This window comes from Nocardia sp. NPDC058499 (assembly GCF_042719915.1).
Taxonomy (GTDB): domain Bacteria; phylum Actinomycetota; class Actinomycetes; order Mycobacteriales; family Mycobacteriaceae; genus Nocardia.
The window spans coordinates 81,991-105,612 of the sequence record NZ_JBHXMZ010000008.1 but is presented as its reverse complement, the minus strand read 5'-3'; the positions used below and the strand labels follow the sequence as shown (position 1 = coordinate 105,612).

The 23,622-nt window shown below is 67.1% G+C and carries 27 protein-coding genes; 16 read left to right on the top strand and 11 right to left on the bottom strand.

The window, feature by feature from the left end; translation table 11 throughout:
- Positions 1-2 precede the first annotated feature (2 nt).
- Together ACFWPH_RS23730 and ACFWPH_RS23725 are read right to left on the bottom strand one after the other, a co-directional pair.
- Positions 3-332 (bottom strand): acyl-CoA carboxylase subunit epsilon, encoded by a 330-nt coding sequence (locus ACFWPH_RS23730; RefSeq protein WP_378754329.1) that lies wholly within the window; start codon positions 330-332, stop codon positions 3-5.
- A gap of 112 nt (positions 333-444) precedes the next feature.
- Positions 445-2,085, bottom strand: coding sequence for an acyl-CoA carboxylase subunit beta (locus ACFWPH_RS23725; protein ID WP_033244368.1), 1,641 nt, complete (start codon positions 2,083-2,085; stop codon positions 445-447).
- Between the two features lie 371 nt (positions 2,086-2,456).
- On the opposite strand from ACFWPH_RS23725, the gene ACFWPH_RS23720 reads away from it, so the two are divergent.
- The 5 genes from ACFWPH_RS23720 to ACFWPH_RS23700 all read left to right on the top strand — a co-directional run bounded on the left by ACFWPH_RS23720 (position 2,457) and on the right by ACFWPH_RS23700 (position 6,524).
- Positions 2,457-2,639, top strand: a complete 183-nt coding sequence (locus tag ACFWPH_RS23720) for a hypothetical protein (protein ID WP_378754328.1) — start codon at positions 2,457-2,459, stop codon at positions 2,637-2,639.
- Positions 2,640-3,117: 478 nt separating this feature from the next.
- A complete protein-coding gene (locus tag ACFWPH_RS23715) occupies positions 3,118-3,915 on the top strand; it encodes a biotin--[acetyl-CoA-carboxylase] ligase (protein WP_378754327.1) in 798 nt (265 codons plus the stop codon).
- Positions 3,916-3,981: 66 nt separating this feature from the next.
- Positions 3,982-4,494 carry a PH domain-containing protein gene (locus tag ACFWPH_RS23710; RefSeq protein WP_280417831.1) on the top strand — a complete coding sequence of 171 codons (513 nt, stop codon included), beginning with the start codon at positions 3,982-3,984 and terminating at the stop codon, positions 4,492-4,494.
- Between the two features lie 40 nt (positions 4,495-4,534).
- The gene (locus tag ACFWPH_RS23705; protein WP_068041400.1) at positions 4,535-5,212 is read left to right on the top strand and encodes a response regulator transcription factor; all 678 of its coding nucleotides are present in this window, start codon (positions 4,535-4,537) and stop codon (positions 5,210-5,212) included.
- Position 5,213: 1 nt separating this feature from the next.
- A complete protein-coding gene (locus ACFWPH_RS23700) occupies positions 5,214-6,524 on the top strand; it encodes a sensor histidine kinase (RefSeq protein ID WP_378754326.1) in 1,311 nt (436 codons plus the stop codon).
- A gap of 70 nt (positions 6,525-6,594) precedes the next feature.
- On the opposite strand, the gene ACFWPH_RS23695 is transcribed toward ACFWPH_RS23700, so the two are convergent.
- Positions 6,595-7,146 carry a GtrA family protein gene (locus ACFWPH_RS23695; protein ID WP_068041406.1) on the bottom strand — a complete coding sequence of 184 codons (552 nt, stop codon included), beginning with the start codon at positions 7,144-7,146 and terminating at the stop codon, positions 6,595-6,597.
- Positions 7,147-7,233: 87 nt separating this feature from the next.
- Here ACFWPH_RS23695 and ACFWPH_RS23690 point away from each other — a divergent pair, with 87 nt between their 5' ends.
- From ACFWPH_RS23690 to ACFWPH_RS23675, 4 genes are all read left to right on the top strand, one after another.
- Positions 7,234-8,406, top strand: a complete 1,173-nt coding sequence (locus ACFWPH_RS23690) for a 5-(carboxyamino)imidazole ribonucleotide synthase (protein ID WP_378754491.1) — start codon at positions 7,234-7,236, stop codon at positions 8,404-8,406.
- Positions 8,407-8,452: 46 nt separating this feature from the next.
- The gene (gene purE, locus ACFWPH_RS23685; protein ID WP_378754490.1) at positions 8,453-8,926 is read left to right on the top strand and encodes a 5-(carboxyamino)imidazole ribonucleotide mutase; all 474 of its coding nucleotides are present in this window, start codon (positions 8,453-8,455) and stop codon (positions 8,924-8,926) included.
- Positions 8,927-9,197: 271 nt separating this feature from the next.
- Positions 9,198-9,902, top strand: coding sequence for a TetR family transcriptional regulator (locus ACFWPH_RS23680; protein WP_378754325.1), 705 nt, complete (start codon positions 9,198-9,200; stop codon positions 9,900-9,902).
- A gap of 115 nt (positions 9,903-10,017) precedes the next feature.
- Positions 10,018-11,178, top strand: coding sequence for an acyl-CoA dehydrogenase (locus ACFWPH_RS23675; protein WP_378754324.1), 1,161 nt, complete (start codon positions 10,018-10,020; stop codon positions 11,176-11,178).
- A gap of 58 nt (positions 11,179-11,236) precedes the next feature.
- Here the strand turns inward: ACFWPH_RS23675 and ACFWPH_RS23670 are convergent, their stop codons facing one another.
- Positions 11,237-11,554, bottom strand: coding sequence for a hypothetical protein (locus ACFWPH_RS23670; RefSeq protein WP_378754323.1), 318 nt, complete (start codon positions 11,552-11,554; stop codon positions 11,237-11,239).
- A 103-nt stretch (positions 11,555-11,657) separates the two neighbouring features.
- Complete coding sequence (locus tag ACFWPH_RS23665; protein ID WP_378754322.1) at positions 11,658-12,122, bottom strand: hypothetical protein; 465 nt, start codon at positions 12,120-12,122, stop codon at positions 11,658-11,660.
- A 369-nt stretch (positions 12,123-12,491) separates the two neighbouring features.
- Between ACFWPH_RS23665 and ACFWPH_RS23660 the strand changes: the two genes are divergently transcribed.
- Together ACFWPH_RS23660 and cutA are read left to right on the top strand one after the other, a co-directional pair.
- On the top strand, positions 12,492-13,310 hold the full coding sequence (locus ACFWPH_RS23660; protein WP_378754321.1) for a sigma factor-like helix-turn-helix DNA-binding protein: 819 nt from the start codon (positions 12,492-12,494) through the stop codon (positions 13,308-13,310).
- A 509-nt stretch (positions 13,311-13,819) separates the two neighbouring features.
- The gene (gene cutA / locus ACFWPH_RS23655; protein ID WP_378754320.1) at positions 13,820-14,143 is read left to right on the top strand and encodes a divalent-cation tolerance protein CutA; all 324 of its coding nucleotides are present in this window, start codon (positions 13,820-13,822) and stop codon (positions 14,141-14,143) included.
- 56 nt (positions 14,144-14,199) lie between these two features.
- Here the strand turns inward: cutA and ACFWPH_RS23650 are convergent, their stop codons facing one another.
- The 3 genes from ACFWPH_RS23650 to ACFWPH_RS23640 form a co-directional block, all read right to left on the bottom strand.
- Positions 14,200-14,487 carry a GNAT family N-acetyltransferase gene (locus ACFWPH_RS23650; RefSeq protein ID WP_378754319.1) on the bottom strand — a complete coding sequence of 96 codons (288 nt, stop codon included), beginning with the start codon at positions 14,485-14,487 and terminating at the stop codon, positions 14,200-14,202.
- 96 nt (positions 14,488-14,583) lie between these two features.
- On the bottom strand, positions 14,584-15,942 hold the full coding sequence (locus ACFWPH_RS23645) for an FAD-binding oxidoreductase (protein ID WP_378754318.1): 1,359 nt from the start codon (positions 15,940-15,942) through the stop codon (positions 14,584-14,586).
- Between the two features lie 197 nt (positions 15,943-16,139).
- Positions 16,140-17,150 (bottom strand): NAD(P)/FAD-dependent oxidoreductase, encoded by a 1,011-nt coding sequence (locus ACFWPH_RS23640; RefSeq protein ID WP_378754489.1) that lies wholly within the window; start codon positions 17,148-17,150, stop codon positions 16,140-16,142.
- A 160-nt stretch (positions 17,151-17,310) separates the two neighbouring features.
- Here ACFWPH_RS23640 and ACFWPH_RS23635 point away from each other — a divergent pair, with 160 nt between their 5' ends.
- Positions 17,311-17,784 (top strand): GtrA family protein, encoded by a 474-nt coding sequence (locus ACFWPH_RS23635; protein ID WP_378754317.1) that lies wholly within the window; start codon positions 17,311-17,313, stop codon positions 17,782-17,784.
- A 97-nt stretch (positions 17,785-17,881) separates the two neighbouring features.
- Here ACFWPH_RS23635 and ACFWPH_RS23630 read toward each other — a convergent pair whose 3' ends face one another.
- The 3 genes from ACFWPH_RS23630 to ACFWPH_RS23620 are packed head-to-tail and all read right to left on the bottom strand — an operon-like array spanning position 17,882 to position 19,862.
- Positions 17,882-18,523, bottom strand: a complete 642-nt coding sequence (locus ACFWPH_RS23630) for a Type 1 glutamine amidotransferase-like domain-containing protein (RefSeq protein WP_378754316.1) — start codon at positions 18,521-18,523, stop codon at positions 17,882-17,884.
- A 1-nt stretch (position 18,524) separates the two neighbouring features.
- Positions 18,525-19,361, bottom strand: coding sequence for a maleylpyruvate isomerase family mycothiol-dependent enzyme (locus ACFWPH_RS23625; RefSeq protein WP_378754315.1), 837 nt, complete (start codon positions 19,359-19,361; stop codon positions 18,525-18,527).
- Positions 19,362-19,403: 42 nt separating this feature from the next.
- Positions 19,404-19,862 (bottom strand): HIT family protein, encoded by a 459-nt coding sequence (locus ACFWPH_RS23620; protein ID WP_378754314.1) that lies wholly within the window; start codon positions 19,860-19,862, stop codon positions 19,404-19,406.
- A 274-nt stretch (positions 19,863-20,136) separates the two neighbouring features.
- Here ACFWPH_RS23620 and ACFWPH_RS23615 point away from each other — a divergent pair, with 274 nt between their 5' ends.
- The 4 genes from ACFWPH_RS23615 (at position 20,137) to ACFWPH_RS23600 (ending at position 23,543) form a co-directional block, all read left to right on the top strand.
- Positions 20,137-21,270: a Re/Si-specific NAD(P)(+) transhydrogenase subunit alpha gene (locus ACFWPH_RS23615; RefSeq protein ID WP_378754313.1), complete on the top strand. Its 1,134-nt coding sequence runs from the start codon at positions 20,137-20,139 to the stop codon at positions 21,268-21,270.
- On the top strand, positions 21,270-21,590 hold the full coding sequence (locus ACFWPH_RS23610) for an NAD(P) transhydrogenase subunit alpha (protein ID WP_033244390.1): 321 nt from the start codon (positions 21,270-21,272) through the stop codon (positions 21,588-21,590). The genes ACFWPH_RS23615 and ACFWPH_RS23610 overlap by 1 nt, the downstream gene beginning before the upstream one ends.
- 3 nt (positions 21,591-21,593) lie before the next feature.
- Entirely contained in the window at positions 21,594-23,012 is a 1,419-nt protein-coding gene (locus ACFWPH_RS23605) for an NAD(P)(+) transhydrogenase (Re/Si-specific) subunit beta (protein ID WP_378754312.1), read from the top strand.
- Between the two features lie 81 nt (positions 23,013-23,093).
- The gene (locus tag ACFWPH_RS23600; RefSeq protein ID WP_378754311.1) at positions 23,094-23,543 is read left to right on the top strand and encodes a nitroreductase family deazaflavin-dependent oxidoreductase; all 450 of its coding nucleotides are present in this window, start codon (positions 23,094-23,096) and stop codon (positions 23,541-23,543) included.
- Positions 23,544-23,622 lie beyond the last annotated feature (79 nt).

Here is a 23,622-nt window from a genome sequence, read left to right as displayed (position 1 = left end):
TATCAGAAACGCAGGTTCGACAGCTGCGGGTAGGAGTACGGCGAGAACGGCGAGCTACCGCGGTGCAGCAGGGTCGGCCGGCCCCACAGATCCTGTGGCCCGTTGTCGGCGGGCGTCGCGGCCGCGCCGGCGGCCGCAGTGAACACACAGACCAGTGCGGCGATATCGGCGTCGCTGGGTGCACCCTTTTCGATGACCAGGAACGGCTGCCGGCCGTCGGCCTCGGCAGCGGGGCTCGCATCGGCAACGCTTGCGGTATCGGCCGCCAGATCCTCGGTGGCGAGGTCCAGTTCGGCTGCGGCCAATACTTCTTCTTCTGCCACAATCGTCACAGTGCCAGATCCTCTCTCTTGCCTCGATCGGGCGCGCGTAGTTCGGCCCGATCACCTTCCACCGATCTTGTTTCCGTCGATCAGTGTGCGGCTTATTGAGCGTATCGCTGGATCACAGCGGGATGTTGCCGTGTTTCTTCGGCGGGAGGGTCACCATCTTGCGCTCGAGCAGCCGCAGGGCGGACACGATCTGGCCGCGCGTATGCGACGGCGGGATCACGGCGTCCACGTAACCGCGTTCGGCGGCGACGTAGGGATTGACCAACGTGTCCTCGTACTCGTTCTGCAGCTCCAGACGCAGTTTCTCCACGTCAGCACCCTCTTTGGCGGCCTCGGCGAGCCGTTTGCGGTACACGAATCCGACCGCGCCGGAGGCACCCATCACCGCGATCTGGGCGGTGGGCCAGGCCAGGTTCACATCGGCACCCATATGCTTGGAGCCCATGACGTCGTAGGCGCCGCCGTAGGCCTTGCGGGTGATGATCGTGATTTTGCCCACAGTGGCCTCGCCGTAGGCGTAGAGCAGCTTGGCGCCGCGCCGGATGATGCCGTTGTACTCCTGGTCGGTGCCGGGCAGGAAACCGGGCACGTCCACCAGGGTGATGATCGGGACGTTGAAGGCGTCGCAGGTGCGTACGAAGCGGGCGGCCTTCTCCGAGGCGTCGATATCGAGGCAGCCGGCGAACTGCGTGGGCTGGTTGGCGACGATGCCGACGCTGCGGCCGTCGACCCGGCCGAAGCCCACGATGATGTTCATGGCCCGCTCGGCCTGGATCTCCAGGAATTCGTCGTCGTCGAGCAGTCGGCGGATGACCTCGTGCATGTCATAGGGCTGGTTCGGCGAATCCGGGATCAGGGTGTCGAGTTCGAGATCCTCTTCGGTGAGCGAATCCTCGATCGCGCCGGTGATCGGGTCCGACGCCGGGAAGCGCGGGGCTTCGGCGCGGTTGTTGCTGGGCAGGTAGGACAGCAGATCCTTGACGTAGTCGAGGGCGTCCTGTTCGCCGGAGGCCACATAGTGCGCCGTTCCCGACTTGGCCATATGGGTGTGGGCGCCGCCCAGTTCCTCCATGGTGACCTCTTCACCGGTGACGGTCTTGATGACGTCGGGTCCGGTGATGAACATCTGGCTGGTCTGATCGACCATGACGACGAAATCGGTGAGCGCCGGGGAGTACACGTGCCCACCCGCGGCGGCACCCAGGATCAGCGAGATCTGCGGGATCACGCCCGAGGCCTGGATATTGCGGTGGAAGATCTCGCCGTAGAGGCCGAGCGAGACGACGCCCTCCTGGATGCGGGCACCGGCGCCGTCGTTGATACCGATCAGCGGGCGGCCGGTCTTGATCGCCAGGTCCATAACCTTGACGATCTTCTCGCCGTACACCTCGCCGAGGCTGCCGCCGAACACCGTGGAGTCCTGGCTGAACAGGCATACCTCGCGGCCGTCGATGGTGCCGTAACCGGTCACCACGCCGTCGCCGAGCGGGCGCTGCTTGTCGAGACCGAAATTGACGCTGCGGTGCCGGGCCAGGGCATCGAGTTCGACGAAGGAACCCTCGTCGACCAGGGCGAGAATACGTTCGCGGGCGGTCAACTTGCCCTTGGCGTGGACCTTGTCGACTGCGGCCTCACCCATCGGATGCTGGGCTTCTTCCAGCCGATTCCGCAGGTCAGCCAGTTTGCCGGCGGTGGTGTGGATATCGGGCGCACCTGCCGAATCCGGCGTGGGCTGCTGCTGGACACTCGTCATGGATCGGAGTGTAACCAGAGCCGTACCGCGCTGTTAACCCAGATCTCGCTACTCGCGAGTAGAGCGCGGTGATGAAAACCCCAGGTGGGTCGGTCGCCGCTGGTCGTTATGTGTACCGCAAATCGCCGCGAACAGTGGTGACGACACACGAGGGACTTCCCTGTGATCACCACGCCCCGGCCTGCCGCTCACGACACCCGCGAATAGGTGCGACGACCAAGCTCAGCGGGAACGGCTCGGCGTCGACCCCGGTGATCTCCCGGCGCCGTCGCAGGCCCGCGGAGGGGAGATTAAATCGCTTTCCCGGCACCTACCCGAGGCAATACCCTTGTAACAGGCCGATTTTCGACCTCGAGGGGAGGTGGACCGTTATGTGGCACTGGACAACTCGCACCGGGCAGTACCCCGAAGCCGTGGCGTTCACGCGGCGGGTGACCGAGCCGGAACCGACGTTCACCGAACAGGTTCCCGAACCCGAATCCGAACCAGAAGAAGCCGAACCAGAAGCGATTCGGCACCCGGCACCTGCCGAGGGCTTCGACCTCGCCGGATAACCCCCCGCTCCGTTCACACCATCCATGGGTGGGGCCCGCCCGGTTCTGGAGCGACGGAGCGGGGGAGCGAAGCGGAGGAGCGGAGAAGTGAAGAACCGGGCCCGCCAGGGCCCCACCCTCGAGACGCGGAGCGTCTCCAAAATTACAGAGCGGCTCCAAAATTACAGCCCGCCCCCTTCACCGATGGTTCACCCCGACAGCAGGGCGACGAGTTCCCGGCTTCGCCCACGGCACATGTCCGAATCACCTCCGCCCCCATTGCCCGATGGGTCACCCCGACAGCAGGGTGACCAGGTCCCCGGCTTCGCCCCCGGCACGTCTCCAAATCACACCCCGTCCCTCATGGAGCGCCCGCCCGAAAGCAGGTCAACAGGGCTCCCACCCCGTATCGCCATGACACACCTTGTGCTGTGAAGGACGAACCGGCCCTCGAGCCCGCGCGCGCCGGTGCACAAGCAGACCCAGTACCCTGCCCCTGGTGGACAGGCCTCCGTTGGATATCGAACGTTTGCGGCGCGCGCTCACCGAAACCCCGGAACTGAAGTTCTTCAGCGGGATAGACGTGGTCGAATCGACCGGCTCCACCAACGCGGATCTACTCGCGCGGGCCGAGGATCCGGAAGTCGATCGGGTGGTGCTGGTGGCAGAGGCCCAGGAGCAGGGCCGTGGCCGGCTGGCCCGGCCCTGGACCAGCCCGCCGCGCGCGCAGATCTCGCTGTCGCTGCTCGTCCGGACCGACGGGCTCGATCCCGAATTGCTCGGCTGGCTTCCGCTGCTCACCGGCACCGCGGTGGTCGACGCGCTGCGATCGACGACCGGTGTGCCGGCGGCGCTGAAATGGCCCAACGATGTCCTGATCGAGGGGCGCAAAATCGCGGGCATCCTCACCGAGGCCGCTGCCGGCGGTCCGCGACCGGCCGTGGTGATGGGGGTCGGTCTCAATGTGAGCCTCGGTGCCGACGAACTGCCGGTCCCGCACGCGACTTCGCTCACTCTCTGTGATGTGCCCGATCCGGACCGCACGGCGCTGGTTCTGGCGCTGCTGACGGAATTCGCGAATCGCTACACCGCCTGGCGCGACGCGGACTGGGATACCGCCGATCTCGCCGCCGCCTACAGGGAACGCTGTGCGACGCTCGGTACCCCGGTGCGTGCGGAACTCCCGGGTGGCGGGCTGCTCACCGGAATTGCCCGCGATATCGATTCTTCGGGCCGTTTGCTGATCGGCGAGGAAGCGGTCTCCGCCGGGGATATCACTCATCTGCGCCCGAGTTGAACGTGCGGTGCCCCGAAAACCCGCGTCGCCCGAAGCGACCCGGGATTTCGGCGGTAATGTGCGGTCATGGGATATCCGGAGGATGCGCTGGCGCCCGACGAGGAGCTGATCCTGCACACCCACCCCCATTGGAAGATGCTGTTGTGGCCCGTCACCACGCTCATCGTCGCGACCGCGCTGGCCGGCTTCCTGGGTGGTCTGGTGTCGCGTACCACCGAGGCGACGACGCGTTCGGTGTTGCTGCTGCTGATCCTGGCGATCTGGCTGGCGGTGCTGGCCTGGCGGAGTGTGGGGCCGATCCTGGACTGGCGATCGACGCATTTCATCGTCACCGACCGCCGAGTGCTGGTGCGCGAAGGGGTGCTCACGCACAGCGGTCTCGATATCCCGATGAGCCGTATTTCCAGTGTCCAGTTCCGGCACGGCCTGGTGGACCGGATGTTCCGGACCGGCGAGTTGATCATCGGTTCGTCTTCGGAGGAACCGCTGGCATATTCCGATATACCGAATGTGGAGCAGGTGCACGCGCTGCTGTACCACCAGGTTTTCGAGGCCGCCCCGCGGCACGGTGGCTACTGAGAACGCGGTCTCGGGATCGCCGGACCGTAACCTTGTGCGCATGACCGCCGTATTGCTGGGCGAAGACGACGAGGCGATTGCCGCGCCATTGTCGCGGGCGCTGGGCCGCGAAGGATATTCGGTGACCGTGGAGAGTTTCGGTCCCGCGGTGCTGGACCGGGCGCTGGAAGGGCACCATGACCTGCTGATTCTCGATCTCGGACTACCGGGGATGGACGGTCTGGAGGTGTGCCGGCAGGTCCGTGCCCGCGGCGCCGAAATGGCGGTGCTGATGCTCACCGCCCGCACCGACGAGGTCGATTTCGTGGTCGGTCTCGACGCCGGCGCCGACGATTACGTCGGTAAACCGTTCCGTCTGGCCGAACTGCTCGCCCGGGTGCGGGCTCTGTTACGGCGCAGCGGGATCGGCGACGACACGGTGGAGGTCGGCGGGATCCGGCTGGAACCGGCGGCTCGGCGGGTGCTGGTCAACGGGGTGGAAGTCGGGCTGGCGAACAAGGAGTACGAGCTGCTCAAGGTGCTGATCGACCGGGCCGGTCAGGTGGTGTCGCGCGAAACCATCCTGCGCGAGGTGTGGGGGGACGCCGAGCTCCGGGGTTCCAAAACCCTGGATATGCATATGTCCTGGCTGCGGCGCAAGATCGGGGACGAGGGCCCGATGGCGGAACGGCGGATCGTCACCGTGCGCGGTGTCGGTTTCCGGTTGAACACCGACTGACGTGCGGCGCCGGATCCTGCGGTCGATGCTGACCGTGCTGATGCTGACCACGGTGGTGCTCGGGATTCCGCTCACCTATACCGCCTGGCTGTGGGTCGAGGACATCACCCGCAACGATCTGCGCGGCCGGCTGGAACAGATCTCCACCGAGGTCATCGGGCAGGAACGCGGGACCGGTGTGGTGCGCGGCGGTTTGGACCTGCGCACCGTGCAGCCGCTCGTTCCGGAGGGCGGCCGCCTGACGATCGTGTATCCGTCGCCGGAGGACAACGCCGCGAAGGTGGAGATCGGTGCGGTCGCCGTCGACGACCCGCTGGTGGAATCGCTGTCGATGGCCACCGAGGGGTCGCTGCGACTCGAAGTTCCCGCCACGCCGATGAAGGCCCGGCAGCGGCAGGCCGTGGCCGGGGTGGGGCTGGCCGTGGCGCTGTCCCTCGGCGCGGCGATCACTGTTGCCATCGTCACCGCGCGGCGCGTCGCCGACCCGATCCGCGATGTGGCCGCCCGGGCCGCCCGGCTCACCATGGGCGATTTCCGTGCCGACCCGCGCCGGCACGGTATCGAGGAGTTGGACCGGGTCTCCGATGTGCTGGATTCGGCCACCGTGGAGATCGCCGGGCGGTTGCAGCGCGAGCATGCGCTGGTGGCCGATGTCTCGCATCAACTGCGCAGCCGGCTCACCGCGGTGCGGTTGCGGCTCGACGAACTGTCCGCGCATTCCGATCCGGCGGTGGTGCACGAGGCCGAGGAGGCCATGGCGCAGGTCGACCGGCTGACCGAGGCCATCGACGATCTGGTCCGGGCCTCCCGCCACGAGGATGCCACCGACCGCGACCCGGTCCCGGTGATGGACGAACTACGCGGCATCGTCGCCGAGTGGACCCATCCGTTCCGGGAGGCCGGGCGCACACTGTCGCTGACCGGCGACGAATCGCTGCGCGCCCCGATCACCGGTTCGCGGTTGCGGGAGGCGGTGACGGTATTGGTCGACAATGCGCTGATGCACGGCGGCGGGACCTGCATCGTCTCGGTGCGCACGGTCCGGCCGGGCCGGGATCGCGATCCGCTGGTATGTGTGCAGGTGGCCGACGAGGGGGACGGGGTCAGCGACGAATTGGCGCCGCATATCTTCGATCGCGGCTTCTCCGGCGCCGGGTCCACGGGCGTGGGGCTGGCGCTGGCGCGGGCGTTGATCGAGGCCGACGGGGGACGGCTGGAGTTGCAGCGACGCCGCCCCGCGCTGTTCGCGGTGTTCCTCGGTAAACCGCTGGCGGCGCGAATAGACGGCCGGCGGGTCGGTGAACCCCGCTGAGGGCGTTCGCGGGTACCGGTACACCACCGCGCTGACCGTGGGCCGGCGATCTCGTACAGCCGGCCTCAGGTCAGCGGCCGAGCGGCCGCCGGTGGTGTTCCTCTTCCACGTATTCCTCGAGATCTTCCAGCATCTGATCGACCTCGTCCGGGAAGACCCAGCGCCGCATCGCCCAGAACCGGAACGCCATCTGCAACAGGTTGCCGATGATGTAGGCGCTGACGAAATCGGCGATGTTCTCCACCATGAAGCTGACCGTGGGCTGGTGCAGCTGGAAGGCGTAGCGGGAGATATAGAGCGGGAGCATGCTGAGCACGACGCCCACGCCGCTGACCGCGAAGAACAGCAGTGCCTCGTGATGGCGTTCCCGCCCGCCGCGGTTCTTGAACGACCATTCGCGGTTGAGGATGTAGGAGGCGATCACCGCGATAACACCGGCGATGATCTTGGCCGTAACCGGCTTCTCCTCCAGAACCGTCCACTTCAGGGCGTAGAAGATCCCGCTGTCGATGACGAACGTGGTGGCGCCGACGATCGCGAATTTGATCAGCTCACGATTCCGGAACGCAATATCCTGCAGGGGCTGCGGAAGGACGCGGACCACGTCGTCGACGATTGACACAAGGCCAGAGCATACCGCTAGCCACTGTTCGCGCAGGACGTGACAGTATTTACCGACGTGAACGCTCGTAGATTCGATCCCGCGGCGATGCCGACCGTCACCATGGTGGGTGGCGGTCAGCTGGCGCGGATGACGCATCAGGCGGCCATCGCACTGGGGCAGCGGCTCCGGGTCCTCGCTGAGCGGCCCGACGATCCGGCCGCCCAGGTCAGCCCCGATGTCGTCCTGGGCAGCCATACCGATCTGGACGCCCTGCGCCGCGCCGCCACCGGTTCGCACGCCCTGACCTTCGACCACGAACACGTGCCCACCGAACATCTCGAGGCACTGGTCGCCGAGGGGGTCGCCGTGCTGCCGCCGCCGCAGGCGCTGCGCTACGCCCAGGACAAGCTGGCCATGCGCACCGAACTGTCCGCGCGGGGCCTGCCGGTCCCGCCGTTCACCGTGGTCGAATCCGAGGCCGACGCCGTCCGCTTCGGTGACGAACACGGCTGGCCCATCGTGCTCAAGGCGATCCGCGGCGGGTACGACGGGCGGGGCGTATGGATGCCTGCCGGCGCAGCGGAGGCGGCGAAGATCGCCGCCGAGCAGCTCGGTGCCGGAGTGGCATTGATGGCCGAGGTCCGGGTCGCGTTGAAACGGGAACTGTCGGCGATGGTGGCCCGCTCGCCCTACGGTCAGGCGGCGACCTGGCCCGTGGTGGAAACCGTGCAGCGGCACGGCCAATGTGCCGTGGTGATCGCGCCGGCCCCGGACCTTTCCGAGGAACTGGCCGCCGAGGCCGAAGAACTCGCGTTGCGGCTGGCCCGCGATCTGGGGGTGGTCGGGGCGATGGCGGTCGAACTGTTCGAGACCGAATCCGGTGAAATTCTGATCAACGAACTGGCCATGCGCCCGCACAACTCCGGGCACTGGGGCATGGACGGCGCCCGCACCGGACAGTTCGAACAGCATCTGCGCGCTGTACTGGACTATCCGCTCGGTGACACCAGCCCGCTGGCTCCGGTGACTGTGATGGCGAATATTCTCGGTGCGCCCGAGGCGCCGGACATGTCGATGGATGAGCGGTTGCACCATCTGTTCGCCCGGATGCCCGACGCGAAGGTGCATCTGTACGGCAAGGGCGAACGCCCGGACCGCAAGATCGGGCATGTGAACGTGCTGGGCGACGAGGTGGCCGCGGTGCGGGAACGAGCCGAGCGCGCGGCGCACTGGATGTCGCACGCGATATGGACCGACGGATGGGATCCGCATGAGTGACGTGGTGGCAGGCAGTATTCCGGGTTCTCCCGCGGTCGGGCTGATCATGGGCAGCGATTCGGACTGGCCCACCATGGAGGCCGCCGCCGAGGCGCTGGCGGAGTTCGGAATCCGGTTCGAGGTCGGCGTGGTCTCCGCGCACCGCACCCCGCAGCGCATGCTCGACTACGCGCGCGACGCCGTGGGCCGGGGCTTGAAGGTCCTCATCGCGGGTGCCGGCGGTGCCGCTCATCTGCCCGGCATGGTGGCGTCGGCGACTCCGCTGCCGGTAATCGGCGTGCCGGTCCCGCTGAAGTACCTCGACGGTATGGACTCGCTGCTGTCGATCGTCCAGATGCCGGCCGGGGTTCCGGTGGCCACCGTGTCGATCGGCGGTGCTCGGAACGCGGGCCTGCTCGCCGCGCGCATTCTCGGCGCCGCAGACCCCGCGCTGCGGGAACGGATGGAACAGTTCCAGGCCGGCCTCGAGACCATGGTGCTGGAAAAAGACGAAGCGCTGCGCAAGCGTTTGCTGGGCTGACGCCGAGAGCCGGGCCGCAACCCGCGCGGCTGCTTCCGCGGGGCCCTATCGGCCGGTTTCCCTTCCGATTCCCGGCCCGACTCGCAATGTCCGGTGCCGGCAGCGACGACGTCTTCGCCGACGGCCCGTCGCGGGGAAGTGTTCGGCCGTGGTGTCGGGCGGCGAGCACGAGCGGTACGGGGCATGACATGCAGCCCCGCGCCGGGCACGCTCGATGGTCGCAGACCGACAACTCCGCGGTCCTCTCGGCGGCGCTCGATACGGTTGGCGTATGGAAAACGAGGAAACCGTGCGCCGGTCCGGCGGTGGCGAGTTGGTACGTTTCCGGCTCGGCGTGGTCGACGAGGCGTTACGCCTGTTCGCGGACCAGGGTTACGAGGCGACCTCGGTCGACGAGATCGCCGAGGCGGCCGGTATCTCGCGGCGTACCTTCTTCCGCCAGTTCCGGTCCAAGGAGGACGTGATCTTCGCCGATCACGAAGCTCAGCTGGTCGCGGCGCATGAGTTCCTGCAGCAGGCCCAGGGCGATCCGTGGGAGGCGGTGTGTGAGGCGGTGGTGCAGGTTTTCGAGCGGTTCACCCGCTGGCGCGATATCGCCGAACGCCGCTACCACGTGGTGCGCCGGGTACCGGCGCTGCGTGACCGCGAGATCGTGACGGTGTTCCGCTACGAGCGGTTGTTCACCGACTATCTGCGGGAGCGGCTGCCCGATTCCCCGGATCTGGCGCGGGTGCAGTTCACGGCCGCGGTGACCGCGACCCACAACTATCTGCTGCGCCGGATGGTCCGCGGGGAGTCGGCCGCCGGACCCGCGGATCTGCGGGCCGAGCTGAGGACGATTCCGCGGGGTGACCGGCGCGGGTCCGGCGAGGAGGAACTGGTACTCGCGGTGTTCCGGCGCGATCTGCCGGCCCGGCATGTGGCCGAACTGTTGCATCAGCGGCTCGGTGGTTTGGCGGAAACGGCAAGCGATTGACACTGAGTGCCATGGCTTGCCCGGCAAGTAGTGTTTTGCAGGCGGTATAGTGGCGGAAGATATGACACCGAGTGCCGACGAGTGGCACCGCACCGGCAAACAGGAGTGAACCCCAATGGCGGGAAACCCGGATTTCGATCTGTTCAAGCTGGCGGATTTCCACGACGAGCTGCGGTCTGCCATCCGCGGCCTCTGCGAGAAGGAGATCGCCCCGTACGCCAAGGACGTCGACGAGCATGCGCGCTTCCCGGAAGAGGCGCTGACGGCACTCAATGCCGCGGGTTTCAACGCCGTCCACGTCCCGGAGGCCTACGGCGGCCAGGGTGCCGATTCCGTGGCGACCTGCATCGTCATCGAGGAAGTCGCCCGGGTCTGTGGTTCGTCGTCGCTGATCCCGGCCGTGAACAAACTCGGCACCATGGGCATGATCCTCAACGGTTCCGAGGAGCTCAAGCAGAAGGTGCTGCCCGATATCGTCAACGGCGAGATGGCCTCCTACGCCCTGTCCGAGCGGGAAGCCGGTTCGGATGCCGCCGGTATGCGCACTCGCGCCCGGCAGGAAGGTGACGATTGGATCCTCAACGGGTCCAAATGCTGGATCACGAACGGCGGCAAGTCGTCCTGGTACACCGTGATGGCCGTGACCGACCCGGACAAGGGCGCCAACGGTATCTCGGCGTTCCTGGTCCACAAGGACGACGAAGGTTTCGTGGTCGGCCCGCTCGAGCACAAACTCGGTATCAAGGGTTCTCCCACCGCCGAACTGTACTTCGAGAACTGCCGGATTCCCGGCGACCGCATCGTCGGTGAACCGGGCACCGGTTTCAAAACCGCCCTGCAGACCCTCGACCACACCCGCCCCACCATCGGCGCGCAGGCCGTCGGCCTGGCACAGGGCGCCCTGGACGCCGCCCTGGCCTACACCAAGGACCGCAAGCAGTTCGGCACCGCGATCGCCGACTTCCAGAACACCCAGTTCATGCTCGCCGATATGGCCATGAAGATCGAGGCCGCGCGGTTGATGGTCTACACCTCCGCCGCCCGCGCCGAACGCGGCGAGAAGAACCTGGGCTTCATCTCGGCGGCCGCCAAATGCTTCGCCTCGGATGTAGCGATGGAGGTCACCACCAACGCGGTGCAGCTGTTCGGCGGCGCCGGCTACACCACCGATTTCCCGGTGGAGCGGATGATGCGCGACGCCAAGATCACCCAGATCTACGAGGGCACCAACCAGATCCAGCGGGTCGTCATGTCCCGCGCCCTGCTCAAGGGGTAGATCGCCGGATCATGTGCCGGCCGGCGGCCCGGGGAATCTGTTCCGGGCCGCCGGTTGTTCAGACGCAGGCGCGGTTGAGTTGGTCCGTCGCGGGCGTCAGGTCGGTGACACTGTCGTCGACGAGGGCGCGGGCATAGCCGGCGATCGCGTCCTTTTCTGCGCCGACGGCCAGTTCGGCCACGCCCAGCAACCTGTCGGACAATGCTTGCGAAGTGGCGGCGTCCATAGTGCCGCCGCTCGTATCGACGGCGATATTGATCAACTCGATGGCTTTGGCGCAGCCGGGGGACATCGCATGGGCGGGCGCGGCGGGCAGGGCCTGCAAGGCGGCCGCCGCCGTTGCGGTCAGCAGGGCAGTGGAGAAGAGCTTGAACACGATGTCCTCGAGTATCTTTCGTCTTGGAGGCCTACGACTCACTTGCGGGCCTCTCGTTCGTGAACCGTACTCGCTCACACCGTCCGTACGGGGACTCGATGGTTCAGCGGGAGTGCGGATCGGAAACGAACAACGGTGGCGCGATGCCCACGGGGGCGATCCGGGTGCCCGACCACGGGCAGGGGGTGTGGTTGTCGCGTGGATGATCGCAGATGTGGTGATCGTGGACGGCGACCCGCGGTCCGGGGCACAGGCCTGGACAGGAGAGGGAAACCACCGGGCCGGTGAGGTTCTTGCGGGTGAACAGGCGTAGGTGGCGGAGTTTGATCCACGGGCCGCGGCCGCAGGAGCAGCGGGGGCTGTCGGTGACCAGCGTGGCGACCCATGGGCATTCGCCGGGAACGTTTCTCCAGTGGTCGGCTATCCGCCCGTTTTCGATGGTGAGGCCGTGCAGGCAGTGCCGCGTTTCCGGGCAGCGGAAGCGGCCGGAAGTGGCTGTCGTGCAGAGCATTCCGCGGTTGATCCAGGGCTCGTTCTCGCAGTGGCAGACCGGTTCCGGCGGGTTCATCGGTTGTCCTGCGCGGCGTCGCCGGACGAGGTGCGTTACGGATGGCAGGGTAGCGCGCGTAACCCGGCGGCTACGCGGATCAGGATTGCCGGGTCGGTGCATTCACCGAGGCGCCACAGCCGCAGCGTCGCTGCGATGGCGCGGTTGGCCGGGGCTCTCATGGGCAAGCGGGGACGATCATGGTTCATCGGGTGACCTCGTATGTTCGTCGGGCCCGCATACCGCGAATCGGTGTACGGGCGATCATGCCGTGATTTATGCTTCCTAAACCGGTGGATCAGGGTGGACCGCAGAACATTTAGGGGGGATAAACCGAGATGGTACGTCGACCCGCTGATGTGGTCAAGTCGGTATCTCTAGACTCAGGGCGTGGGTGGCACAGGCGAGTTCGAGCAAGTCCGTTCCGAGCCGGATCCGATACAGCGCGGGCGGCGGGCGACCGAACTGATCACGCTCTACCAGCAGCGAGCCGCCGAACTGGCGCGCCTGCGCAAAGAGGCCATCGAAGAGGCCCACCGAAAAGGACTGAACTACACCGAGATAGCTGAACTGCTCGGTATCACCAAAGGCCGGATCAGCCAGATCAAGTCGGGTGCGCCACCGGCCGAGCGTGCCTTCTTCGGTGTCGGGCCGGTGACGGTCGGGATCCCCCGGCGTGACGCCGGGGCGGACGAAACTGCCGTCGACGCGAGCGACCGAGCGGCCCGCCAAATCGTCGAAAAGATCCTGGCGCGACTGTCTCTCGCCTCGTCACGATTCGAGATCGACCCCGACACCGAGGACGTTCCGGCCGGGGACACGGTGGTGATCTGCGACCCCGGCTCCGCTCCGGTGGCGCAAGAACTACTCGCCGCCGACGAGGCGTTGAGCCTCGAAAAGACCGACGGCGAATGGTGTCTCGTCGACAAGGCCACCGGGCTCCGGTACACCGCCCCGGCGGAGGGCGAGTCGGGACCCGATATCGGTTTCCTCGGCCGCCGCGAGGAGGACGGTCGCGTTATCGTCCAGATCGCGGGCGTGACGAGCGGCGGATCGCACGGGGTCGCGCATTGGCTGGACAGCAATGTGTCCGGGCTCTACGAACCGGCAGCGCGATCGGTCAGCGCGATTGTCGAAAGTGATGTCGATACCGATCTTGCGGTCACCGACAGCCGGGCGGTCGCGGGGCCGTACACAACCCGAGGTTGACCAGTGTCAGCCGGGGCAGTTCGGACGACTGGCTTCGGGCTACCCCATCGTGTCGCGAGAATCTGGGGGTGGCATCACGGGAGGATGCACGGCGAGCCGTGTATTCTGGGGGAGTCACGTCAGTGATGCTGGCGGTGGGACGCCGCTGCTACGGCGCCCCACCTGGTGGGTTATTATCAGGCCCGCCACCAGCGGACCAGTACGAGCGCCCCGGCGATCACGGTAGCTATACCGAAGCAGATACCGTAGTCGACCGGGGCCTCACACTTTTTCCGGCGATGTTTCGCCATCCCCACCACCTCCTTCCTGGGCGCGGAGTGAGGACCTGGTCCTCCGCCCCTCGGAATGAGGTGGGCTCACAGTACATCAACGCCCCGGCGAGCTGTAACTCGCTGGTGCCGGGCCGTTTTCGCCGATGACGAGCTCGGGTCGGTAGCGTCGGCGGCACGCCGTCCGTTCAGAGTGGGCTCACCGCGCGGGACCCGCTGCGCTGGTGGATCATGGACGCCGTGAGCGATAGCGATCTTGTGGACGTCACCATCAGCGGACCCGACGAAGAATGGCTGGCGGAGTTCACCCGGCGGTTGGTAACCGACCGGTTGGCGGCGTGCGGCAACATCCACCCCGAGGTCAGGTCCATCTATCGGTGGGAGGGCGAGGTGGAGGATGCGTCCGAAGCCGTGGTGGTGCTGCACACCCGGGCATCGCATGTCGAGGCGATCATCGAGCGCGCCAATTCCGAGCACCCGGATGAGGTGCCGCAGGTTGTCGCGGTGCCGGTTACCGGGGTGAACCCTGCGTATGGGGAGTGGATTCTGGCCGAGACCAGCTGATCAGCTGTCGTCGCGCAGCCGGCTGTGGCGGAGCGGATCTGTCGGCCGGTGCCGCCTCAGCGGTGGACGAGATCGGCGTACTCCGGATGTTTGCCGATGTATTCGTCCACGTACCAGCAGGTGGCGGTGACCGAACAGCCTGCCGCCCGGCTCTCGTCGAGCGCGTACTTCACCACCTGCGCGGCCACCCCGTGCCCCCGGAACTCCGGGAAGGTGATCGTGTGATGGAAGTTGCGGACCCTCGGGCTCTCGGTTTCCGCGTAGTCGGCATAGCCGGCCAGGGAGCCGTCGAGATAGATCTCGAAACGGGTATCGGCCGCATTGTGTCGGAGTTCGGTGCTCACGTTTGTTGGAACGGCAGCCCGTATCGGGTTTGTTCCACACAGTGGCGATCCGGCCGCGTGCGCCGGCCTTGTGGCCGTGCGATCCGCGAGCATTTCTCAGAGGACAGCGCCCGGGTTGAGGATGCCGTGCGGGTCGAGCGCGTCCTTGATCCGGCGGGTCAGCGCCATCACATCGGGGCCGAGCTGATCGGGTAGCCAGTCCTTCTTCAACCGCCCGACTCCGTGCTCACCGGTGATGGTGCCGCCGAGGGTGATGGCCAGGTCCATGATCTCACCGAAGGCGCGATGCGCGCGTTCGGTTTCGTCGGGGTCGGCGGGGTCGTGGACGATCAGCGGGTGGGTATTGCCGTCGCCGGCGTGCGCGATCACCGAGACCATGACGTCGTTGCGCCGGGCGATCTCGGCGACACCGGTGACCAGGTCGCCGAGCCGGGGTAGCGGCACCCCGACATCCTCGAGCAGCAGCCGGCCGATCCGCTCGACCGCCGGGATCGCGAAGCGGCGGGCCGCGGTGAAAGCCTCGCCCTCCTCGGCGTCGGCGGTTTCGAAAACCTCGGTCGCGCCCGCGGCCCGGCAGGCCTCCAGCATCACCCGAGCCTCCTGGGCGGCGTGTTCGCCGGGGGCGTCGGACCGGGCGACCAGCAGCGCCGCGGCATTGCGGTCCAATCCCATCCGCATTTCGTCCTCCACCGCGTTGATCGCGACGGAATCCATGAATTCCAGCATGGCGGGCCGCAGGGCGCCGGTGATGGCGAGGATGGCCTCGGTGGCGGCGGTGAGTGTTGCGAACGAGGCGACCACGGTGCATTGCGCGGGTTGGGCGGGCAGCAGGCGCAGAGTGAGTTCGGTGATCACGCCGAGCGTGCCCTCGCTGCCGACGAACATCTTGGTCAGCGACAGTCCGGCCGAATCCTTCAACCGCGGCCCGCCCAGCCGAACCACGGTGCCGTCGGCCAGCGCGACTTCCATGCCGAGGATGTAGTCGGTGGTCACGCCGTATTTCACACAGCACAGTCCGCCCGCGTTGGTGGCGGCGTTACCGCCGATGGAACAGATCTCGAACGAAGAAGGGTCCGGCGGGTACCACAGGCCGTGCTCCGCCGCCGCCCGCTTCACCTCGGCGTTGAGGAGCCCGGGCTGGACCACAGCGGTCCGGGTGACCGGGTCGATCCGGATATCGCGCATCCGCTCGGTGCTCAGCACGATCCCGCCGTCGAGCGCGGTCGCCCCGCCGGAAAGTCCCGAACCGGCACCGCGCGGAACCACCGCAACCCGGTGCTCATCTGCCCAACGCAGGGTTTCGCGCACATCGGCGGTCCCGGTCGCCCGGACCACGGCGGCCGGTGTTCCGGCGCCGGGGTCCAGGGCCCGGTCCTGCCGATACCCGGCGACGATATCGGGGTCGGTGATCACGGCACCGGCGGGCAGCCGGTCGGTCAATGCGCGCAGGTCCACGCTGCCAACGGTAGCGCCCGAGCCCGGATCGCAGGGCCCACAGCCGTACCTTCGGGTCTTCGCCGCCGGGATCCAGGAAGGCGGCCGCCATCGGGGTCCACGCCGTTCGGGTAGCGCGGGGACGCCTGCGGCCGGTTCACGGGCTCAGGTGAAGGGAGCCGTGATTCACGGGGCCGGATTCAGCGGCCGGAACCTCCTTATGCGAGCCGGGCGTCAGCGGGCTCGTCGATCGCGGCACCGCGGGCGGCAACTGCCCTGCGGATCTCCTCTTCGACGAGGTCCGCATTTATCTGCGCTCCGGCCATCGCGCCCGCTGCGGCGGCCGCGCCGACCTGTGCGGAGATATCGGTGACATTGCCTGCCGCCCAAACTCCGGGTACTTCGGTGCGGCCGGTCGGGTCGGCCGGAACGTAGCGGCCGGCGCCGGTCGGGTGGTCGATCGCGGGCAAACCCAGATCGTCCAGGAAACCCGCCCTCGCGACCATCCGCGTTCCGACGGCGACCACATCCCGGGCGACGACCGTTCCATCGGCGAGCCGCAGTCCGGTGATCCCGTCGCTGCCCGCCTCGACGGCGGTGACCTTCCCGGTCACCACGCGGATACCGCGTGCCGCCAGCCGTTCGGCGTCTTCGGCGGTGGGCTCGGGACCGTCGTGGGTGAAGAAAACGATATCGTCGCTGAGCTGGCGGAACAGTTGCACCTGGTGCATCGCCATCGGGCCGGTGGCCAGCAGGCCGATCGCGCGGTCGCGGACCTCCCAGCCGTGGCAGTAGGGGCAGTGCACCACATCGCGACCCCAGCGTTCGCGCAGGCCGGCGATATCCGGGAGCTCGTCGGTGAGTCCCGTGGTGACCAGCAGTCGCCGGGCCCGGACGCTGCGCCCGTCGGCCAGGTCGATCGCGAATCCGTCGTCCGTTCGGGTGGCCCCGGTGATTTCTCCGGGCACCACGTGCCCGCCGTAGCTGCGTACTTCTGCCCGGCCGCGCGCCAGCAGTTCCGCGGGCGGCATCCCGTCGCGGGCCAGCAGTCCGTGCACTCCGTCGGCGGGGGCATTTCGGGGTTCGCCCGCATCGATCACCGCTACCGTGCGCCGGGAGCGCGCCAGCATCAGTGCTCCGTTCAGTCCGGCCGCGCCGCCGCCGGCCACCACCACGTCGTAGTCGTTGTCCAGCGAATCGTTCGCCAGTTGTTCGGTCACCTCGACCACCTCCTCCGCACCGACTATCCAGAACAGGGGCGATACCGGCAAGCGAATTTGCCGAAACGACAAACTGTCATGGTCGGGGCGGAGGGCACCCGAACGATCGTGAGCTCGTGGTTTGCCGAGTGCTCACCTCTCCGTCACCTGCCCCTGCGACGCTGGCCGCGTGCAGGAGGCGGCGACGAAAACGGAGACGTGGGCGAGCCGGTTCGCCCGGTGGTGTGCGGCGGTGGTCGCGCGGCTGCCCTGGGGTCTGGACCGGATCGTCGCGCCGACCTTCCTCGGCTTCGCGTTGATCAACAGCTTCACCTTCGGCGTCGATCTGCTGATCCTGACCGGTATGCGCAGCGGGCTCGGTCTCCCGGGCTGGTTGTCGGTGACGGTCGGCTATATCTGCGCTTTCGCACTGGCCTTCTACCTCAATCGCATCCTGAATTTCCGGTCCCACGCACCGGCCGGGCGGCAAGCGCTGGTCTACACCGTCGTGGTGGTGATCAACTACCTGGCGTTCATCCTGGGGGTGGGTGCGGGTCTCGCGGCGCTGGGTGTGCAGTACCACCTCTCGCGACTGCTGGCGGGTGCGTGCGAAGCCGTGTACATGTACTCGGCCATGCGCTGGGTCGTATTCCGCCGCGGCTGAATCGGCATGTGCACACCCATCCCATACCGATCTGTGGTGTTCAGGGTTCTGCTGCTGCGGAGCCACGTTACGCGTGCCGACGAAAGGTCCGATCGAATCAGCTTGTGTAGGACTGTATTTCGGTACCGTTCCGCACGACGACATCGGCATCGGTGAGCGCCCAGTGCGGGGTGCCGTCGGCGCGCAGGCGGGCGGCGAGGGCACGGCCCGTGCCGTCGGGGTCGGTGGGGGAGTCGAGGTGCGGGACGATCGGCCGGTCGATCAATCCGAGCCCCTCCCACACCGGGTCGATACCGCAGGTCGGCGCCACTTCCCCCGGGTCGTCGGAGGTTTCCAGCCCGCGCAGGTGCGGTCCCGGCAGGCAGGCGCCCGCGCTGTAACCCGCGTACAGGAACGCATCCGCCGCGAGTAATTCCGGGATCACGGTGTCCGCGCCGCTGCGCGCGAATTGGGCGCGGAGTACGAAGGTGTTACCGCCGCGCACCCACAGCACCGGGAACCGGGACAGAGTTCGGCGCAATTCGTCCGGGCGGCCGATGTATTCGCGCAGGTCCACCTCCTGTGGGGTGAAGCCCAGGTTCCGTAGCGGCACCAGTTCGCTGGTCACCGCCGCCGTGCGTGCAGCGGGCCAGGAATCGCAGGCGTTGGCGATCACGGCGATCGGCCCCGGGGTGCCGGCGAGTTCGGCGAACCGGTCGTAGTGTTCGCCGAACCGGTAACTGGCCAGGAAGAGTCGCATTTCAGATGGTGAATGCCAGGTTCCGGGCCAGTTGTCGGCCCAGTTCGGCGTCGCCGTGGAAAGTGATGCGGCCCAGCGCGGTTTCGGGGTCGACGCGCCCGCCGCCGAGCCGCACCAGCAGACCCGAATCCAGTTCCAATGTCACCGTGGCCTCCCGATCGGGAGCGGTCACGTAGGCGGCCCGGTCACCGACCTCGATATGCAGTGTCCGCGTGAGAGGTCCGGTCAACCGGAGGGCGATCAGTGAACCGACCGGTGCGCCACCGCGTTTCGCGAGTACCCGCGGCAGCGACTGCGCGAACTCCGTGAACGCCACCTCGCCACGCGCACCGCCCTCCTCGACGCGTTCGCCCAGCGCGTCGGCGATATCGAGTTCGTGCATCCAGCAGTCGAACAACCGGACCCGCATGAACCGCGCATAGGGCACCTCGCCGACCGGAGACTGCGAGGGTGCCAGCCATGCCTGATCATCCATGGCGGACAACGCTTTCCGGCGCCGGTCGGCCACCTCGTGGTACATCCGCAGCAGTTCCGCACCGGACAGCGGCCGTAACCGCTGCAACCAGATCTCGTTCAACGCCCCGATATCGTTGCGGACGTGCGGCAATGTCTTGACGTCGATATCGGGTGCCTGCGCGGCACGGGCCGGCGGCTTATCGCCGAGCAGTAGCGATTCGGTGCCGATGATATGGCCGATCACATCGAAAACCGTCCAGCCGGGCAGGGGTGAAGGTATCCGCCACCGGTCCTCGTCGAGGCCGCCGACCAGGTCGGCCAAGGCGTCGAACTGGTCGGACAGCAGCCGGACGAGTTCGGGGCGGTCGGGGAGATCGGACATGGGCGGTGCCTTCCGTGGGGCTGGGCGTTCGGCAGTTCCGGATCAGCCGGGATCGGTATCGGTTTCGGTGGCCGCGGTATCGAGGGCGGCCAAACCGGCGCGGAGCGCGGCCGCGACCCGCTCCGGTTCGTGCGAGCGGCGCAGTACCAGACCGGACGCGAACCGGAACTTGTCACCGTGTTTGCGGGGGAGGACATGCAAGTGCACGTGGCCGACGGTCTGGAATGCCGCCTTGCCGTCGTTGATCAGTAGGTTCGCGCCGTCGGCGGCGAATGCCGGACCCTGTACCGCGCGCGCGATCCGGTGCCCGACCCGGAACAGTTCGGCGCCGGTTTCCGCGGCGAGTTCGGACAGGTCGGTGGCGTGGCTCTTGGGGATCACCAGGGTGTGCCCGCGGGTGATCGGCCGGATATCGAGGAACGCGCAGACGGTGTCGTCCTCGTAGACCCGGTGGGCCGGCGCGGCACCCGCCACGATCCGGCAGAAAACGCATTCGCTCACAGGGCGACTCTACGGCGTACGGCCCGGCCGGGCCCGGTGGCCGGGTGGAATTAGCAAACTTTTCAGACCTGCCGGAACGGTTCCCTCGTTGACCGTTCTGAACAGCATTTACCGATGCGAAGGTAGTGGGCCCCGCAGTACGGATGTGACGGGCATCTCAGCTAATCTCACTTCCGTCGATGTACGGTGGCGAGGATTTCGGGCGGGGTGTTCACGAACACCCCGCCCGGCGCCGTAATCGGCGGCCGGAACAGTAGGAGAGGGAAACAGACAAGTGGAGACAACGCAGACCGTGAGCGATTCGTCGCCACGCGGGGCGCGTGTCGGTGTCGTTCGCGAAACCGCCGCGGGCGAGCGGCGGGTCGCCCTGGTGCCGAAGATCATTCCGGCCCTGGTGAAACAGGGCGTGGAGATCGTGGTCGAAGCCGGAGCCGGACAGGGCGCGCTCATTCCCGATACCGCCTACACCGAGGCCGGGGCCACCATCGGCGATGCCTGGTCGGCCGATGTGGTCGTGAAGGTCGCGCCGCCCACCGATGCCGAGGTCGCGAAACTGGCCGCGAACCAGACTCTCATCGGATTCCTGGCGCCGCGCAATGCCGACAACCAGATCGACGCGCTGAAGAACAAGCAGGTGCAGGCGTTCGCCGTCGAAGCGATCCCGCGCATCTCGCGTGCCCAGGTGATGGACGCGCTGTCCTCGCAGGCGAATGTCGCCGGATACAAGGCGGTCCTGCTGGCGGCCTCGGAATCGACCCGTTTCTTCCCCATGCTGACCACCGCGGCGGGAACCGTGAAACCCGCGACCGTGCTGGTGCTCGGCGTCGGTGTGGCGGGGTTGCAGGCGCTGGCCACGGCCAAGCGGCTCGGCGGGCGGACCACCGGTTACGATGTGCGGCCCGAGGTCGCCGATCAGGTCCGGTCGGTCGGTGCGCAGTGGCTCGATCTCGGTATCGACGCCGCCGGTGAGGGCGGCTATGCCCGGGAACTCACCGACGAGGAGAAGGACAAGCAGCAGCAGGCCCTCGAAGACGCGATCAAGGGTTTCGATGTGGTCATCACGACTGCGCTCGTCCCGGGCCGGCCCGCGCCGCGCCTGGTGACCGCCGCCGCTGTCGAGGGTATGAAGCCCGGCAGCGTGATCGTGGATCTGGCCGGCGAAACCGGCGGCAACTGCGAACTCACCGAACCCGGCGAAACCGTGGTCAAGCACGAGGTGACGATCTGTTCGCCGCTGAACCTGCCCGCGACCATGCCCGAGCACGCCAGCGAGCTGTATTCGAAGAATATTTCGGCGCTGCTGGATCTGATGCTCACCGACGGCGAACTGAAACCGGACTTCTCCGATCAGGTGCTGGCCGATTCCTGCGTCACCCGTGACGCCGAACCGACAACGAAAGCCGAATGATGTACAGCGAGCTACTGGCGAATATCGCCATTCTGGTGCTCTCCGGATTCGTGGGTTTCGCGGTGATCTCCAAGGTCCCCAATACCCTGCACACCCCGCTGATGTCGGGCACCAACGCCATCCACGGCATCGTCGTGCTGGGTGCGCTGGTCACCCTGGGCCGGATGGAGGACCCCTCGATCGGGGTGCAGATCATCCTGTTCGTGGCCCTGGTGTTCGGAACCCTGAACGTGATCGGCGGTTTCGTGGTGACCGACCGGATGCTGGGCATGTTCAAAGGTAAGAAGCCCGGCGCGGGTGCCGAGAAGGCAGGTCAGTGATCCATGGACAATCTGGTCGATATCCTCTACATCCTGTCCTTCGCCCTCTTCATCTACGGCTTGATGGGGCTGACCGGCCCGAAGACCGCGGTCCGGGGTAACTGGATCGCCGCGGGCGGTATGGCGCTCGCGGTGATCGCGACGCTCATCGCGGTACGCGATACGAGCAACTGGATACTCATCGTCGCGGGCCTGGTGGTCGGTGTGGCACTGGGTGTGCCGCCCGCCCTGCGCACCAAGATGACCGCCATGCCGCAGTTGGTGGCGGCGTTCAACGGTGTCGGCGGCGGTACGGTCGCGCTGATCGCGTGGGCCGAATTCATCGACACCACCGGGTTCTCCACCTTCCATCACGGCGAGGAACCGACGGTGCACATCATCGTCGGCTCGCTGTTCGCCGCGATCATCGGTTCCATTTCGTTCTGGGGTTCGCTCATCGCGTTCGGCAAACTGCAGGAGATCCTGCCCGGTAAACCGATCGGCCTGGGCAAACTGCAGCAGCCGGTGAACCTGCTGCTGCTGGTGGCCGCGGTCGCCGCGGCGGTGGTGATCGGTCTCGGTGCGTCCGATGGCGGTGTCACGCAGTGGTGGATGGTCGGTCTGCTGCTGGCCGCGGGTGTGCTGGGCCTCATGGTCGTGCTGCCCATCGGCGGCGCCGATATGCCGGTGGTCATCTCGCTGCTGAATGCCCTCACCGGGCTGTCGGCCGCGGCGGCCGGTCTCGCGCTGAACAACACCGCCATGATCGTGGCCGGCATGATCGTCGGCGCGTCCGGCACCATCCTCACCAATCTGATGGCCAAGGCCATGAACCGTTCCATCCCGGCCATCGTCGCCGGTGGATTCGGTGGCGGCGGCGCGGTCGCGGCCGCCGGTGATGGTGAGCAGAAGCAGGCCAAGGCGACCTCCGCCGCCGACGCCGCGATCCAGATGGCCTACGCCAACCAGGTGATCGTGGTCCCCGGCTACGGTATGGCCGTCGCCCAGGCACAGCACGCGGTGAAGGAGATGGCGGGACTGCTCGAAGCCAAGGGCGTAGAGGTCAAATATGCCATCCACCCGGTGGCCGGCCGGATGCCCGGGCATATGAACGTCCTGCTCGCCGAGGCCGAGGTGTCCTACGACGCCATGAAGGAAATGGACGATATCAACGGCGAATTCGGCCGCACCGATGTCGCCCTGGTGATCGGCGCCAACGATGTCACCAACCCCGCCGCGCGCGAGGATTCGGCCAGCCCGATCTACGGTATGCCGGTCCTCAATGTCGATCAGGCGAAATCGGTGATCGTGCTGAAACGTTCGATGAACAGCGGGTTCGCCGGTATCGACAATCCGCTCTTCTACGCCGACCACACCGCCATGCTCTTCGGTGACGCGAAGAAATCGGTGGGTGCGGTCACCGAGGAACTCAAAGCGCTGTAAGCGCGCGAATTCCAGCGGCCCCGGGCGCGTTCGGTCTCACCACCGAGCGTGTGCCGGGGCCATTGCTGTTAGCGTCGACGAATGGCGGATCTCGGTGTAAAACTGTTGCGTACTCGCTGGTTCGTACGGGCCCCGATCTGGGCGTTCCGTGCCCGGCTCGGCTTTCTCTTCGGGGGCCGGCTGCTCCTGCTGGAACACATCGGCCGCACCTCGGGGAAAGCGCGGTACGTCGCGCTCGAAACAGTGGACCGTCCCGGCACCGACACGGTGATCATCGCCTCCGGCTTCGGTGAGACTTCGCAGTGGTACCGGAACCTGCTGGCCGGCCCGCACTGCCGGGTGAGCATCGGCACCCGCTACCGGGTGACCGCGGTGGCCCGGCCGCTGGAGCCCCAGGAGACGGCCGTGGTACTGGCCGACTACCGGATCCGGCATCCGAAGGCCTACCGGAAATTGAGCGGCATCATCGAGCAGGCCACCGGCAGGGGGATCGATACGGTACCGATGGTCGAGTTGGCCCTCGGCTCCTGAATCCGTGAGCGTCGACGATGTGCCGTCGACAAGGGAAAATGTGTGGACGGTGTGGTAAGCGCGGGCGGATCATGGTCGG